At 57.9% G+C, this 14,325-nt stretch carries 14 protein-coding genes; 3 read left to right on the top strand and 11 right to left on the bottom strand.

The features are described from left to right. Nucleotides 1-52: 52 nt before the first annotated feature. The 5 genes from BN32_RS06575 to BN32_RS26010 all read right to left on the bottom strand — a co-directional run bounded on the left by BN32_RS06575 (nucleotide 53) and on the right by BN32_RS26010 (nucleotide 3,579). Nucleotides 53-337, bottom strand: a complete 285-nt coding sequence (locus tag BN32_RS06575; RefSeq protein WP_019197334.1) for a DUF1488 family protein — start codon at nucleotides 335-337, stop codon at nucleotides 53-55. Between the two features lie 265 nt (nucleotides 338-602). Next, the gene (locus tag BN32_RS06570; RefSeq protein ID WP_019197333.1) at nucleotides 603-1,625 is read right to left on the bottom strand and encodes an LLM class flavin-dependent oxidoreductase; all 1,023 of its coding nucleotides are present in this window, start codon (nucleotides 1,623-1,625) and stop codon (nucleotides 603-605) included. Between the two features lie 340 nt (nucleotides 1,626-1,965). Continuing rightward, complete coding sequence (locus tag BN32_RS06565) at nucleotides 1,966-2,463, bottom strand: TIR domain-containing protein (protein ID WP_019197332.1); 498 nt, start codon at nucleotides 2,461-2,463, stop codon at nucleotides 1,966-1,968. A gap of 11 nt (nucleotides 2,464-2,474) precedes the next feature. After that, nucleotides 2,475-3,338 (bottom strand): DUF4231 domain-containing protein, encoded by an 864-nt coding sequence (locus tag BN32_RS06560; RefSeq protein WP_019197331.1) that lies wholly within the window; start codon nucleotides 3,336-3,338, stop codon nucleotides 2,475-2,477. A 1-nt stretch (nucleotide 3,339) separates the two neighbouring features. Beyond that, complete coding sequence (locus BN32_RS26010; RefSeq protein WP_082773567.1) at nucleotides 3,340-3,579, bottom strand: DUF2188 domain-containing protein; 240 nt, start codon at nucleotides 3,577-3,579, stop codon at nucleotides 3,340-3,342. Between the two features lie 488 nt (nucleotides 3,580-4,067). On the opposite strand from BN32_RS26010, the gene tnpA reads away from it, so the two are divergent. Genes tnpA through tnpC form a run of 3 tightly spaced genes read left to right on the top strand, consistent with a single transcriptional unit; the run spans nucleotide 4,068 to nucleotide 6,507 of the window. Beyond that, nucleotides 4,068-4,466, top strand: coding sequence for an IS66-like element accessory protein TnpA (gene tnpA / locus BN32_RS06550; RefSeq protein WP_019200281.1), 399 nt, complete (start codon nucleotides 4,068-4,070; stop codon nucleotides 4,464-4,466). Next, on the top strand, nucleotides 4,463-4,810 hold the full coding sequence (gene tnpB, locus BN32_RS06545; protein WP_019200280.1) for an IS66 family insertion sequence element accessory protein TnpB: 348 nt from the start codon (nucleotides 4,463-4,465) through the stop codon (nucleotides 4,808-4,810). The genes tnpA and tnpB overlap by 4 nt, the downstream gene beginning before the upstream one ends. A 44-nt stretch (nucleotides 4,811-4,854) precedes the next feature. Then, a complete protein-coding gene (tnpC, locus tag BN32_RS06540; RefSeq protein WP_019200279.1) occupies nucleotides 4,855-6,507 on the top strand; it encodes an IS66 family transposase in 1,653 nt (550 codons plus the stop codon). A gap of 96 nt (nucleotides 6,508-6,603) precedes the next feature. Here tnpC and BN32_RS06535 read toward each other — a convergent pair whose 3' ends face one another. The 6 genes from BN32_RS06535 to BN32_RS06505 form a co-directional block, all read right to left on the bottom strand. Beyond that, a complete protein-coding gene (locus BN32_RS06535) occupies nucleotides 6,604-8,148 on the bottom strand; it encodes a TniQ family protein (protein WP_082773568.1) in 1,545 nt (514 codons plus the stop codon). Between the two features lie 5 nt (nucleotides 8,149-8,153). Next, the gene (locus BN32_RS06530) at nucleotides 8,154-9,269 is read right to left on the bottom strand and encodes a TniB family NTP-binding protein (RefSeq protein ID WP_019197328.1); all 1,116 of its coding nucleotides are present in this window, start codon (nucleotides 9,267-9,269) and stop codon (nucleotides 8,154-8,156) included. Nucleotides 9,270-9,562: 293 nt separating this feature from the next. After that, a complete protein-coding gene (locus BN32_RS06525; RefSeq protein ID WP_156946950.1) occupies nucleotides 9,563-11,044 on the bottom strand; it encodes a Mu transposase C-terminal domain-containing protein in 1,482 nt (493 codons plus the stop codon). Next, nucleotides 10,959-12,091, bottom strand: a protein-coding gene (locus BN32_RS06520) for an IS3 family transposase (RefSeq protein ID WP_156946936.1) whose coding sequence is annotated in 2 segments (ribosomal slippage) — nucleotides 10,959-11,836 and nucleotides 11,836-12,091 — 1,134 coding nt in all. Because the reading frame shifts where the segments join, the coding sequence is not laid out codon by codon here. The genes BN32_RS06525 and BN32_RS06520 overlap by 86 nt, the downstream gene beginning before the upstream one ends. Before the next feature lie 36 nt (nucleotides 12,092-12,127). Continuing rightward, a complete protein-coding gene (locus tag BN32_RS06510) occupies nucleotides 12,128-13,003 on the bottom strand; it encodes a hypothetical protein (protein ID WP_040425518.1) in 876 nt (291 codons plus the stop codon). Beyond that, the gene (locus BN32_RS06505) at nucleotides 13,004-13,909 is read right to left on the bottom strand and encodes a hypothetical protein (protein WP_019197326.1); all 906 of its coding nucleotides are present in this window, start codon (nucleotides 13,907-13,909) and stop codon (nucleotides 13,004-13,006) included. Between the last annotated feature and the right edge of the window lie 416 nt (nucleotides 13,910-14,325).

Raw genomic sequence — 14,325 nt, 5'->3', positions numbered from 1 at the left:
AGTCTAGCGCGGGATCGTTTCCCGTTGATGAATCGGGCCGCCGAAGCCGCCGTTACTTGCGCGGCGTGAGGTCGATCGAGCGCACGAGAATGCGCGATGCTCCCGCTTCCAGATGGCCGTCGCTGTATTTCTGCGCAGCGCAGGTCGTGATGCGGTCCTGCAGACGCGCGAACTGATCGCCGCGCTGGCTTTCGCGGACGTTGCGCGCCTTCTCCGCATCGTCCATCGCGGAGTCCGAGACGCCGCACTGAATTTCGGTTTCGCCGTCAGCCATGAAGAACAGGAACGTGCCGGTCTGGTAATCGTGACCCTGGGCGCGAAGGAAGGTGAGTGACATGGGGATGGTCCTTTCAGGCATAAGATGCCGGTGCCCTGCAGGAGCATAGCGCACTTAGATAACGCAAAGCGGAGTATCTTTCTCCGGATGTCCCTTGAATGGTCCCGGAGGACGCTTTGGGGCGGACGTTAGCGGCGGGCGGCCTTGGCGCGGGGAGTTGTTGCGGGATACCTCAACGCTTGTCGAGATTGCAAGTCAGGACGTTGCCGAAATCGCCGCTCTGCTGCTAACGTATGACGCAGCCACTACAGAATGCGAGTGCCGTTCAGCGCCAGCCGAGCGCAGGCGCGACATGCTTCAGGATCGATTCAATGATATGCGCATTGTAATCGACACCCAACTGGTTCGGCACCGTCAGCAACAGCGTGTCGGCCTCGGCGATGCCTTCGTCCGACTTCAATTGCTCGATCAGCTTGTCCGGCTCGGCCGTATAGCCGCGACCGAAGATCGCCTGCATATCCGCTTCAATGAATCCGATCTGGTCGCCGCCCTCATTGCCGTGCCCGAAATAGTCGCGGTCGCGATCGTCCATCAGCGCAAAGATGCTGCGGCTGACCGAGACGCGCGGCGTGCGCGTGTGGCCCGCTTCCTTGTACGCTTCGCGGTAGAGGCGGATTTGCGCGGCCTGCTGCACGTGGAAAGGCTCGTTGGTTTCGTTCTTCTTCAGCGTCGAGCTTTGCAGGTTCATGCCGAGCTTGCCCGCCCACACCGCGGTCGCGTTCGACGCGGCACCCCACCAGATGCGGTCGCGCAGACCTTCCGAATGCGGCTCAAGGCGCAGCAGACCGGGCGGGTTGGGAAACATCGGGCGCGGATTCGGCTGCGCGAAACCTTTGCCCCGGATGATGTCGTAGAACACCTCGCCGTGTCGGCGTCCCATATCGGCGTCGGTCTCGCCCTCGGCGGGCTGATAGCCGAAATGGCGCCAGCCTTCGATGACCTGTTCGGGCGAACCACGGCTGATGCCAAGCTGCAAACGCCCGCCCGCGATGAGATCGGCAGCGCCCGCGTCCTCCGCCATGTAGAGCGGGTTCTCGTAGCGCATGTCGATCACGGCGGTGCCGATCTCGATCTTGCTGGTTTTCGCGCCGACAGCGGCGAGCAGCGGGAAGGGCGAGGCCAGCTGGCGCGCGAAATGATGCACGCGAAAATACGCGCCGTCCGCGCCAAGCTCTTCGGCGGCGACGGCGAGGTCGATGGATTGCAGAAGCGTGTCAGAGGCGGTTCGCGTTTGTGAATGCGAGGAGGGCGACCAGTGGCCGAAGGAGAGAAATCCGATTTTCTTCATGGAAGCGGGTGACTCGTGCGTGTGCGATCCATTTTAGGTGGGGATTGCAGGCGCGTGAGGCAAGGTCACGAGGGCACGGGTGACGGGCGGTCGGTCGATACGCCGTAGCCCGTATCGAGCGAAGCGCAATACGGAGACGCGTTAACTTGCAATTTAGTCCCGGATTTTTGCTGCGCTTCATCCGGGCTACGGTTGCTTTGCGCGCGCAGGGCATTGCTCATGAACGAGAGCCGCTGCTACGCCCACAGCAAGGGCGCGATGATGATTAAAGCTATCGCGCTGTAAGGCAGCGTCCCATGGTGAAGGTGCGGTCTCTCGTCAGGGATTGCGCTTGCACTGATCAAGCGTCAAACTTCTTATAGTACCAAGAGGCACTCGCTTTCTGTTCCAGCGCCATGTTTTTGAAAGAGGCTGTGAAGTTGTCGAGAGCATGCTTGATCGCCTCCCTTGAATATGGAACGTGAACCACACGGCCGCTTGTGCGAATGATGGCTGGACACAAGTTCTCGTCTCTTCCATTCTTTTTGTTCAGATTAACTGCGACAATGGGAATATCTAACTCAAGGGCCAACTCGAGTTCCCAACGCACATATTTATATAAGTTCTTTGTCTTCTCGCCGATCAATACAATTACAGCACCGGACTTTTTCATTCTGTCGCGCAAGTTTGATTTCACATATGCTTCGTCTTGAGCGCGCCCGGTCATATTGTCGAGGTCGTGGGCATCGCGAAAATCAAACTCAACGCGGTCGTTCTGCTTCCAGCCTTTCATGAAGCCGTACGCCCATTTGTCGTTGTCGCCATCAAATACGACATAGGCGGGTAGGTTATAACTCATCGTATGCTCCGTTAGTCTGACTGTCTTGCGATCCACAAAGTATGTTCGCGCGAAAATGCTTTCTCAGCGTCGTTCACGAATTCTGAGAAATCATCGTCATTCATTGACGGGTCGGCTCGAAGTTTGATCAACCCAATTTCGTGCGCAGCGACCGTGTACGCTGCGGTAAGTTCAATGAATTTTTTAATTTGCATCCAGCCGACAATGCAAGCTGCGACAACGATTATCGGTTCAATAGGCCAATATTGCCAATTAGGAAGTGCAATGCGCGTCAATGCCATCGCACCTGCAATAACGTAAGCTGCTGCACTTACGCAGACCCAAAACTTTGCGTTTGTTTTGTTCTGACTAGCTTTTTTCGTGTACCAAGCGCGTTGTTCGTCGATGCGGTTTGCAGTGTAGTAGGTCAACCGTTCATCGCGTTTCATGTTTCGTATGCTGTTCATCGCGTTGGTTATTTGATCGTTGCCAGACCAGTCACTGGTAATTTTTTCGGCGGTCGATCTGTTTTCTTCGAAGATTGAATGTAATTGATTCCGCAGCTCTGATCTTGCGGACTGTTCATTTTGAAATGGAGTGGCGTGCATGACGTATCGCCACGTCAGAGTCTTCACGCTCTCCGCCAATGCACGACAACGGTACCAATCCTGTTCTGGCTTTCGGAGAGATCGAGTCAGAAGAATGACTAGGCCAGCAAAAAGAAAAATAGCGTAGGTGACGTAATAACCCGCGCCATTCAGAAAGCTCATGGAGAATAGGGATGCCAGTAAAAGTGCCGCGTATTCGCCCTGGATGAGGCGAACAAAAAACGTCTGATAATTGTTCGAAGCATCATCGGCGCTCAAAAATAAAGCAGGGTAATCCTCGTGTTGCATTTTAATGTTTCTTATCCCGGGGTGGATTGGGGTCGTTGCCATAGCTGTCGCTGTCTTGGATACGACCATTGCGACCGTGTTCGACCAGTTCCGTTTTTCGCTCGCGAGCCAAATCTCTGCCGCGTTCCATTGCGTCGGACTTTTTGTCGAAATGGCCGCTCGCGCGATCAGCGCCTTCGCGCTTCACATCCCAACCGCCGCGACCACTATTTGGGACGACGTGATAGTCTTTCTTGGCCATTTGGATTCCTCCATTGAAGTTTCAAGTGTACCTGTTTTGTTCTTAAATATCAAGGACGGCGCGAAATTGCGCCGTCCTACAACCTGCGACCTAGTTGTTGCTTACCCCAAAAGGCGGCAGTTCGATCGTAAAAAGCCCTGCAACTGCGTGACTTTGCACCCCATAAGTTTGCACGATGCACCCCAATTGATGGTAAGAGTCACCGGTTTCCACCCCAAAAGATGGTAAGTTCTCCCGAGGCGTACTCGCCGAGGCCTGAGCGGTGTCCTCATTCAGGATCGCCGGCTTGCCGCAATGTTGGCATCCACAGTCCAAGCCGCTCACAGTTTTAAAGTTAGGTCGAGGAGGGCCGCTACCGCTCAGACAAATGCGGTTTGAGCCCGTGCCATAAGCAGGGCCCTTACCTCCGTTCGGATGGGCGACTGACGGGTACGCCTACGAGGAAGGCCGCCTTGCGAAGCAGGCCTTGGGTGTAGCTGATTGACCTTATGGACATGCATAAGGACAATCATCAGGTCATCGGCCTGGAAGTAGTCAACACCGGCCGGCGACGTCGGTGGACGAACGAAGCGAAGCTCCGGATTGTGGAGGAGAGCCATTCCTGCCCACGGCAGGCCTCGGCGACGGCGCGACGACACGGGATTTCCAACCAACTGTTGTTTTCCTGGCGCAAGGCGTTTCGCGAGGGGCGGCTTGGAGCGTCCGACGCCGTCGGGTTTGTGCCCGTGCTTGTGGAGCGGGAGACGACATCTCCTGGTGAGTGTGCTGCACGAAATTCTGGACGGATTGAGATCGTGAGTGGGAACGGACGGCGGATCATCGTTGATCGCGGTGTTGACGTGGCGGCGCTGCTGCGGATCGTGCGAGGGCTGGAGACTCTGCGATGATTCCAATCCCGACTGGTGCCCGGGTTTGGCTTGCGACGGGCTACACGGACATGCGTCGCGGCTTCCCGTCGCTGGCTTTGCAGGTGCAGGAGATCCTGAAGCGGGATCCTCTCGGCGGTCATTTGTTCTGCTTTCGCGGGCGCAGAGGCGATCTTTTGAAGGCGATTTGGCATGATGGCCAGGGAGCATGCCTGTTCACAAAAAGACTCGAGAGAGGAAGATTTATCTGGCCTTCGGTTGCTGGTGAAGCAGTGACGATCTCTCCGGCGCAGCTTTCCTACCTGTTGTCCGGCATCGACTGGCGCAATCCTCAAGAAACGTGGCGTCCAACGCGAGTGGGATAGCATTTTGCGATTGAAGCTGCCGGAAAATCTGATTCACTGGCTTCGTGACGTTGAAACCGGACGATCTTCCTTCGGACCTTGTGAGTGCCCTGGCGGCGCTGCGGACCGAGCGTGAGGCGCGGCTGCAAGCCGAGGCGGTAGCTGCCAGCGTGCAGGCGCAGTTGTCGGACAACGAGGCGTTGATCGCGCATCTTGAGCTGCGGATCGAGAAGCTCAAACGCGAACTGTATGGGCAGCGCTCCGAGCGCACGGCACGGCTGATCGAGCAGTTGGAGTTGGAGCTCGAAGAACTCGTCACCACGGCGAGCGAGGATGAGCTTGCCGCGCAGGCCGCAGCGGCGAAGACGCAGAAGGTCCGCCCCTTCATGCGCAAGCGGCCGGTGCGCAAGCCATGGCCGGATGACATCGAACGCGATCGCGTCGTCATTGAGGCTCCAACGACTTGCGCCTGCTGCGGCGGATCGCGGCTGGCGAAGATCGGCGAGGATGTGACGAGGACGCTGGAGGAGATTCCGCGCCGCTTCAAGTTGATCGAGACGGTACGCGAGAAGTTCACCTGCCGCGATTGCGAGAAGATCAGCCAGCCGCCCGCGCCGTTCCATGCCACGCCGCGCGGCTTCATCGGCCCGCAATTGCTGGCGACGATCCTGTTCGACAAGTTCGGCATGCATATCCCGCTTAACCGCCAGAGTGCGCGCTTCAAGTGCGAGGGGATCGACTTGCCGTTGTCGACGCTGGCCGACCAGGTCGGCCACGGGACCTTCGCCGTCATGCCGCTCTTCCACCTGATCGAGCGCCATGTGCTCGCCGCCGAGCGCCTTCATGGCGACGACACCACCATCCGTATCCTGGCGAAGGGCAAGTGCACGACCGGGCGGATCTGGACTTATGTGCGGGATGACCGGCCCTTCGCCGGGCCTGCGCCGCCGGCGGCGGTCTATTACGCCTCGAGCGATCGGCGGGGTGAGCACCCGCAGAAGCATCTGGCCTCCTTCGCCGGCATCCTGCAAGCCGACTGCTACAACGGCTTCGAGCCGCTGTTCGACCCGCGGATGAAGGAGCTGCCAATCACGCCGGCGTTTTGCTTCGCCCATGCGCGGCGGGGCTTCTTCGAGCTGGCCGACATCGAGAAAAATGCCCGGGAAGGCATGAGGGGCAAACCCATCTCCCCGATCGCGCTGGAGGCGGTCAGGCGCCTGGATGCATTGTTCGAGATCGAGCGCGCCATCAACGGCTGCGGCGCCGACGAGCGGCGCGCCGCGCGCCAGGAAAGGAGCAAGCCGCTTCTCGAGGACATGCACGCCTGGTTGCTGCGTGAGCGCGAAACCCTCTCGCGCTCCTCCGAGGTCCTGAAGCCTATGAATTACATGCTCAGGCGCTGGGACGACTTCGCCCGCTTCCTCGACAATGGCAGGATCTGCTTGACCAACAATTGTGCTGAGCGCGCATTGAGAGGCATCGCCTTGGGAAGGCGCAACTGGACCTTCGCCGGCAGCCAGCGTGGCGCCGACCGTGCCGCCATCATGCTGACGATGATCACGACCTGTCGCCTCAACGACGTCGATCCCAAGGCCTGGTTCGCCGACGTCCTCGCCCGTATCGCCGATCTTCCCGCATCGCGTCTGCACGAACTGCTGCCCTGGGAGTGGAAGCTCCTGCGCCAAGCCGACAAGCCCGCCGATCAGCAGGCCGCCTGACCTTCACGCAACGCTATCATACAGTCCGCCGTGCCCGCGCGCATGCGTCAATCAGGCGGTCCTCGTCGTATGCGTACACTGACGGGTGTTAGCGGCTCATTTCGAGCGTACGTAATTTTGTAGAGGATCTTTGGCGGCTTCGGCCCCGATCTTTTCTTTGTATGCAAGCGCAGCGTCGATCCGAATGAGCGCGCTTTTAAAGTCCCGTTTCTCGCCCCACACCGCTACCACTTTCAAATCTCCGGCAATAATCGCGCGGACTAGAACAGTGATGGCGATTGAGCAGCGGCGTGGAGCTTTGGCGAGACTGATGGTGCCAGGAGGCAACACTTCGACCGTGGCGGCCGTGCCGATGATCGTCTCCATCCACCGCTGCACATCGTTTCCTCGGAAAAGATAACCCTGTTGGCCGCGCCGACCACCGAGAATCCAGATCGGCGGAAGGCTGCTGCGCACCAGCTTTGTTAGTGCCGTCTGGCTGAGGCTCAATGCGGCACCCAGACTGGCGAGGTTCAGCGATTGCCGCAAGTCGGCTGCTATGCGTTCGGCGGTGGCGCGCTCGACAAGAATCGGGGCGCCTTTTCGTTTCTCCGCGCGGACTAAACCCTCGACGGCCAGCAGCTTGCGCATCGTGCAGAGCCGAACTCGCGACATGGATGCGGCTTCAGAAAGCGTCAACGGACTTGTTTTCATTCGCAACAGCGACGCGAATGCTCGGCGCGTGACTTGGATCTTCTCCGAAGCATTCTTTAGAATGATTTCTCCCAAGCCCGCGGAAAGGCGCGGTCCACCGTTCAACAGGAACCATGGATAAAACCATCCGTACATGCGACCAAGAGCGGGGGCTGAATCTTGCGTAGCTCCCAGATACTCTTCATAGGAACGATCGAGTGCAGCATCCACGGCACCGGTTACAATGCAGTGGAAACCGTTCGCCCGAACGACATGGGATTCACCAAGCTCAGACAGTCCCGGCCACCGTGGGTGATATCCACCGAGGTTTAGAACGCCGATACGTTTCATGATTTCGACCGAATGTCCCAGCGGAATCGCATCAATAAAATGCACATGACCTTGGTCAGGATTGAGAAAGCGATCCATAGACCAGCGATCGAGCGCGGTTACCTTCGGATCTGCCGGCTCCAGGGTAAGCTCTCTAACGTCACCACGTTTGCAGAGATGGCATTTAACCGGAGAGCCGTCCTTCCACGTCAACGTAGAGCCGCAACTGCAGTTTCTGGCGAGCATGCAGTTGTGCACCGGGCAGCTTGTGACGAAAGTCCAGTCCCACCAAAGACGGTGATAGGGGGCTTCAGCAAGACATGCTGGACAAGCGCGCCTGGATCCGAGCGTCAGGTCGGTCCCTGGACGCAATATCTGCCCACCAACGATCGCGCGTGCATTGTTGCTTTCAAAGGTCGCGGTGCTTCGGAGTGTCTCGACATCGCAATGCAGCGCCGCTGCAAGAATTTCGAGGTCTTTGCCGGTCTTGATGCGGCCAATAGCGAGGCCCGTCATCGAGCGCAGTGTCTTCATTCCAGGCAGTCCGTTCCGCTCCGCAAGCCTCAGCAGGCAGCCGTGAGGAGGCTCGTACGGTTCCGGCTGTAACCAGCGCGGCAGAAGAGTGGGGGCGGTTTGCATTTGATCTATCCCCGCTTTCCGAACTCGGCTTTCGTACGAGCCTGCTGGGCCGCTTTGGCGCGGCGCTTTTCCGCCATCAGCAAGCGCTCTTTGCGCTCCTTTTCCATGAGAGCCGGATACCCGCTGACGACATCCCGAGCGACGAGGAAAATATTAGCGTCGTCCTTAATTTCCATTTTGAATCTAACGTAGTCGACGAGAGTTTGTAGATCGATGCACGGAGCTCCTACAGTGATACCGTAGGCGACAACGCGGTGGACGAATTTCGCGATGCGACCTGTGAACATATCGTTCATAAGCGCGATGCGCAAAAGGATATCGTCTTCGTCCAAGCAAGACGGCTGGTCGAAGGGCATTTCCTTGTTCACGGCTGCCATGAATTGCTTCAGGTCCGACAATGGATCCAGGTCGAGCTTAAATGGCTCGACGGTGTGATTGCCCCGGATGAGTTCGCGGACCTGCGGATTGGCGTCAACAATCTCCATCATGTGCGGAAGACCGGCGCAGAGTACCCCGGTACGTCCAACCTTTGCGACGATTTTGAATACGTCGCCAGCATCGTACATCCCCTCGGGATCCTTATATTCCGAGATGTGGTGAACCTCGTCGAAAACGATACAACGTGTTTGCTGCTCCCGCATTTGCGTCGTCATGAGATTGAGCCTCTCATCCGATGTCATGCCGTCCGTTATCTTCTTCTTGAATCCCATGGTCGCTAAAACATCAGCGAAGAGGGATTTGAATCTCGGCTTCTTCGAGACTTGGATCTTCACAATGGGTCGAATGAATCCATTTTCCTTGGTCTCGATTTCGATCGCCCACAAAGCAGAATCAGGACCGAGTGGATGAACGTGGCAGCCGTCCCGGCCTTCGAACTGCTTGGAAAATGCTTCGTGCTTGTCGAGAATGAATTCGTCGATTGCGGTGGTCTTTCCGGCTCGGGTCTCCCCCTTTATGAACGAGATCTCGCCTTCGGGAGCCTCACGCCAGGTATCATACAAATCGCCGACGATGCCGAGGGTTACCTTCAGGCTTGGCGTGAATGCGACGTATTGACTGATATGCTGGCGGCGTTCCGACGCCGGAACGCCGCTCCAGTTGGACATTTGCTGATCAATCATGGTTGCGTCTTCCGAAGGTGCATGGAATCTGTCAGATCGAACCGAAGTTTGGCGTGATTACCAGAGACGCCACGATCCATTTTGCGTTGTTGCTGTCCCATACATAAACGTGGGTCATATCGCTAAAGTTGGTCGGATCACGCGCGTCGAATGCGAGGTTAACTTTCGGGGAGGGCCCAAGCCGACTGCGTAATTGTTGGAGCACGTGGGAATTCCAACGGCATCGATGAAATGTGATGCCGTTCGTACGAAGCGTGCACACGGGGAGGTCGTTCTGGTGCTTGAGCTGCGGGTCATACGAGGGCCCCTGATGTTGGGCGACGCCGCCCGGTGAGTGCCGTCTGCGAAACGGCGGTGGATTCTGAGCCGGCCTCTGGTGTCACGGGTGGTGACGTCACAGCTCGCGGATGCTGCGGCGGAAATTCCGGCTCAAACTTGGGTGTGGGAAGTACGCGTTCGCGATAGGGACCGCGCGCGTCGGGCGGCGCGGACTTGGGCCCGTCTTCCCTCAAGATATGGCCGGTGAGCGGGCGTTCGCTCTCGTCGGGATCGAGCCTAGACTGGTGGATGTGTTCCGTTGGTTTGCGGCCTTCGGTCATGAACCGGGCGACAGGTCGGCTGACAGCTTTGTTAGGTTTCTTGTGGGCCTCGACCACGTCAAGAATTCGCTGGGCCGCCTTGGCCAATTTAAGGCCGCGCTCTTCGTCGTAGACGTCCAAAGCATCGAGCTCACTGCGGATGTGATTGTACTGAGCCAAAGTGTATTTTTCGACTTCGGTTTCGCTCAGCAGGTCGCCCTTGATCCATTCTCCCGTTTCCTCGTCGAGAACTGAAGCAACGCGCAGGTCAAGCGGGTCGATCCTGACCATAACGTTAGCACCCGGTCCGACACGGTTCAGCAGGGCCATAAAGGCGTTCGAATTCCATCGCAGCCGATTGTAGCGAACACCACCGCGCTGAAGACTGCGTCGGACGACGAGCCCGGTCATCGGGGCAATCAATTCTTCCGGCGGCGCAAGCGGTTGGCCGCCGATCTCGATTCCACGCAGGTAGCGCTCGGCTGGAATCTCGTCGGTGGCGCTATGCTTCTCCTGATTGTAGATATCCACGATGTAGATCGTGATGATGAGCATGGCCGCGGACAAGCTCAGAATTGCATTGCCCTCGGAGTCGTATTCAGCACGATCTTGCACATTCGACCGCGTGGTACCTGGAAGAAGGTGAGTCAATTGTTTCGTCTGGGTCTTGAACCAGGATTCGATCTTGCCTTTCAAATCTCCGCGGCAGGTGGGGACGTCGATGACTTTAAAGTTGAGCACGGACTCCGTTGCGCGCATCGATTCCGAGCGGAATTCGGGCCCATTGTCGCAAAACAATCGCGACATAACGCCGTAGACGAGCCAAGGGAACTGGAATCCGCCTCCAACCGAGTCGAGGAAGCGCTCCTTAGGCAATACCGCCATCCGCAGAGCGTTCATCACGCTGACCCAACTGGGCGGAGCGAAGCTTAGATCGAACCCGGTGATGATGCGGCTGTACCGATCGATGACGACGGTCAGGTATGGTTTACCAAGCAGAGCGCCAGTTTTCTCGTCTCGGATCATCAGATCCAATGGGGTGTGATCGACAGAGCCGGTCCCGGTTGTCTGAACAGAATCTCCGCCTCGATAAGTGGAGCGTCTGCCGGGTTTAGGCCGCCAAGCGGAATGGCGGCTGGTTGAAGTAGGCTTGATCGGGTGTGGCGTCGTCAAGGCTTTGGTGCGGTCGGCGACCATTGTAGAAGTCGAGGTATCGGCCGATCGAGTCGCGCGCCTCGCCGACGCTTTCGTAGGCCCGCAGGTACACCTCCTCGTATTTGACGCTGCGCCACAGCCGTTCGACGAAGACGTTGTCGCGCCATGCGCCCTTGCCGTCCATGCTGATGGCAATGCCGTTGCTGGCGAGCAGGCCGGTGAAGGCCGAGCCGGTGAACTGCGAGCCTTGGTCCGTGTTGAATATCTCCGGCTTGCCGTGACGAGCCAGAGCATCCTCCAGGGTCTCTACGCAGAAGGCCGCCTCCATCGTGATCGACAGCCGCCAGGACAGAACCCGGCGGGTCGCCCAGTCCAGCACGACGGCGAGATAGACGAAGCCACGCGCCATCGGGATGTAGGTGATGTCCATCGCCCAGACCTGGTTCGGCCGCGTGATCTGCATGCCGCGCAGCAGATACGGATAGATCTTGTGGCTCGGCTCGGGCTTCGTGGTGCGCGGACGGCGATAGAGCGCCTCTATCCCCATCCGCTTCATTAGCGTCTTCACATGCCGGCGGCCGATCTTGCACCCCTGCAAAGCCAGCAGGCCTCGCAACATACGCGAACCGGCGAAGGGATACTCCAGGTGCAGCCGATCGAGACGCTGCATGATCGCGAGATCGGCGTCCGGCACCGGACGCGGCAGGTAATAGACGCTGCCGCGGCTGATCCGCAGAACCTCAGCCTGCCTGGTGATCGACAGATCGTGCTCACGGTCGATCATCGCTTTGCGCTCAGCAATCCCGCCTTGGTGAGCGCTCCTTCTAAAAAATCGTTCTCCAGCGTCAGCTCCCCGATCTTGGCGTGCAGCGACTTCACGTCGATAGCAGGCGCGGCCGCCGCCATGTTCCCCGATCCGAAAACTCCGGAAGCACCGCCCTCCAACTGGGCCTTCCAGGCGGTAATCTGATTGGGGTGGACGTCAAAATGCTCGGCCAGTTGGGCTATCGTCCGGTCACCCTTGACGGCGGCAAGTGCCACCTTCGCCTTGAAGGCCGGGGTGTGGTTCCGGCGCGGTCGTCTGTTCATGGTCTCTCCTGATTCGCAGGCTCAGCGTGCCCGCTGTCAGGCAGAAATTCCACTTATCGACCTGTTCAAATTTGCGGAGCCGGCTCTGACCTCGCATTCGTCGAGCGAGTAATCTCCACTGGGACCCACGCCGAGGTTGCGGATCTGCATGTCAGCGTGCCACTTTGTGAAGCGGTTCGCGATAAGGGGATACTTATCCCGTTTTCCCAGCACGCGCGCGATTGCGTTCTTCCCGAGCACTTTCTTCGCGCCGGCGGTCGGGGTAAGTCCGTCGCGATCGGCACGGAGAAGAATGAGATTGCGCGCGCGTCTCCAGGTGGCAGTTTCGGAGCCGCGAATCTCCGCGTTAAAGGTTTCGCCTATCGCACGGTTTATCTCGTGAAGTTCCCAATCTTTGAGGCGACTTTTGCGGTTCCCCTTCTTGTTGTGGAAGTCGACAAGCGCGCGAATGTCGCGTCCGGCTGACACCCATCGCAAATACCAACGGAGTACCGCTCGTTTTTCCGGAAGCTCATCCTTATCAAAGGGATCAGTGGTCTTCTCGTTAACCGACTTGATCAAATCGGCGACCACTTTTGTTTTGTCGCGATAGACGAGCTCAAGTTCGTCAATGGCCTTTACGAACGGATATTTCTTGTGCGCAGACATCTGCTCGGTGGTCGAAAACGCTCCCCAGTCGCAGGTCAATGCCTCGCGCAAGTTGGACGAGAACGCCAGATATGCTGCATTCGAAGTGAGCTTCATTTCACGTGCGAGCGTTCGCACCACTGTCGGCGTGAACTTGGCCGGTCTTGCGTACTCATCCGTTGGGTCTTGGGGCGAGAAATGCCAATAGCCGTCGACGTAGCCATCGACGAGATAAGGTCGGCCGTACAGCCGCACTTGGCCACCCTTTGTGAATCGGACCTGCATTTAGGTCTTCCTCCCGATGGTAGCGATCTTGGTCATGATGGATGAGAAGGAATACTTCTGGCGCCGGTCAATCCGAACATGTCCGAGGCGTTCCAGTTTGATAGCCAGACCCAATCCATGGATCGGATGAAGCGGCGCAATCAGGTCTGCGAATTTCCGGATGGCAATGCTGTCAGGTGTGGCGACCAGGGCTGACAGCCCGAGAACGATCGAGGACTCCGGTACGAGCGGGCCGCAGTGCCGCTGCGCCATCTTGGCGTTGTAGAGCCGCGGCTCAACGCGAATCTCATCCTCTGTCCAAAGGCTGAAATTGTGGCCCAGTTTCGAGCATGCGACGCGCATCGCCTCGAGTCGTTTTCTTGCGAGCGTGGCCTTCGCAGGGTCCTTGTGATACAGCCACGACAGCATCTTCACTTCGATGACGTCATTCGGACGGTCATTTTGCCGGATAAGGAAGTCTGGCGTCCAGCGACGCTCTTTCAAGCCGACCGTGATGGTCGTCGTGAACGGTTGAGCGACGACGTCGGCGAAACCGCCGTCGAAGTCCAGGACAGTAAGAGCGTCAATTTCGAGGAGCGACTCCCCGGAAACTAGCTTTCCATTCAATCGTGTCATCGGCACATCGCCGACAAAGTGGTTGCGCCGACCGGTCCGTATCTTCCGTTCTTCAGCGCCCTTGATTAAGCGGTGCGTTTTTGCGCGGTACCGTCCTTTCTTAGATCTGGTTGCTCCTTGAACCTTGTACGTTGCGTGAGGTCCATTAGTGGACAAAGCATTGTTTTCGAGATCGTTGACTTGTTTCGCGTCGATGCGAGAGTGGTGGCGGCCCGGCAATCCACCGTCCGATCCGATCACGTTCGGCGGGCTGGCGATATTCTGTTTGTTGCGGTCGGCGCGGTTCGTCATGGCCGTACCTCCTAGGCACGGTCGAGCGCCGGATCAGTGAACTGCGTACCGGAGGCGCGCCATCGCACTGCTCTTATAGACGCCGTGCTCCTATCAACCAGAAAGGGACACCGCCAAACGTCGCACTTGCTATCCCACCTTTGGATCCATTTGGTCATGATCTCTCCTTGCCCGCGTGAATAACCGCGCGCGAACGTGAGCGGCGAGAAATGCCGCTTGCCAATTGTTGAATGTTCGGAGAGAATCCTGGTGTTGGTTGTTGGATTCTTTCCAGCTGCAAATCACGAACGATTGGAATGAGACCTGACGCCATCAGGTCTCGTTCTGTTTCGGTCCGCTTCCTTCAGATGTTACACGGGCGTCTCCTTTTGCATGTACGCAAAAAGCCTGACTCGTTTGCCGGCGCTTCGCCACAG

This window comes from Afipia birgiae 34632 (assembly GCF_000308295.2).
Lineage (GTDB): Bacteria > Pseudomonadota > Alphaproteobacteria > Rhizobiales > Xanthobacteraceae > Afipia > Afipia birgiae.
Note: the sequence above shows the minus strand (reverse complement) of the source record. Positions and strands in the feature narration are given on the sequence as shown.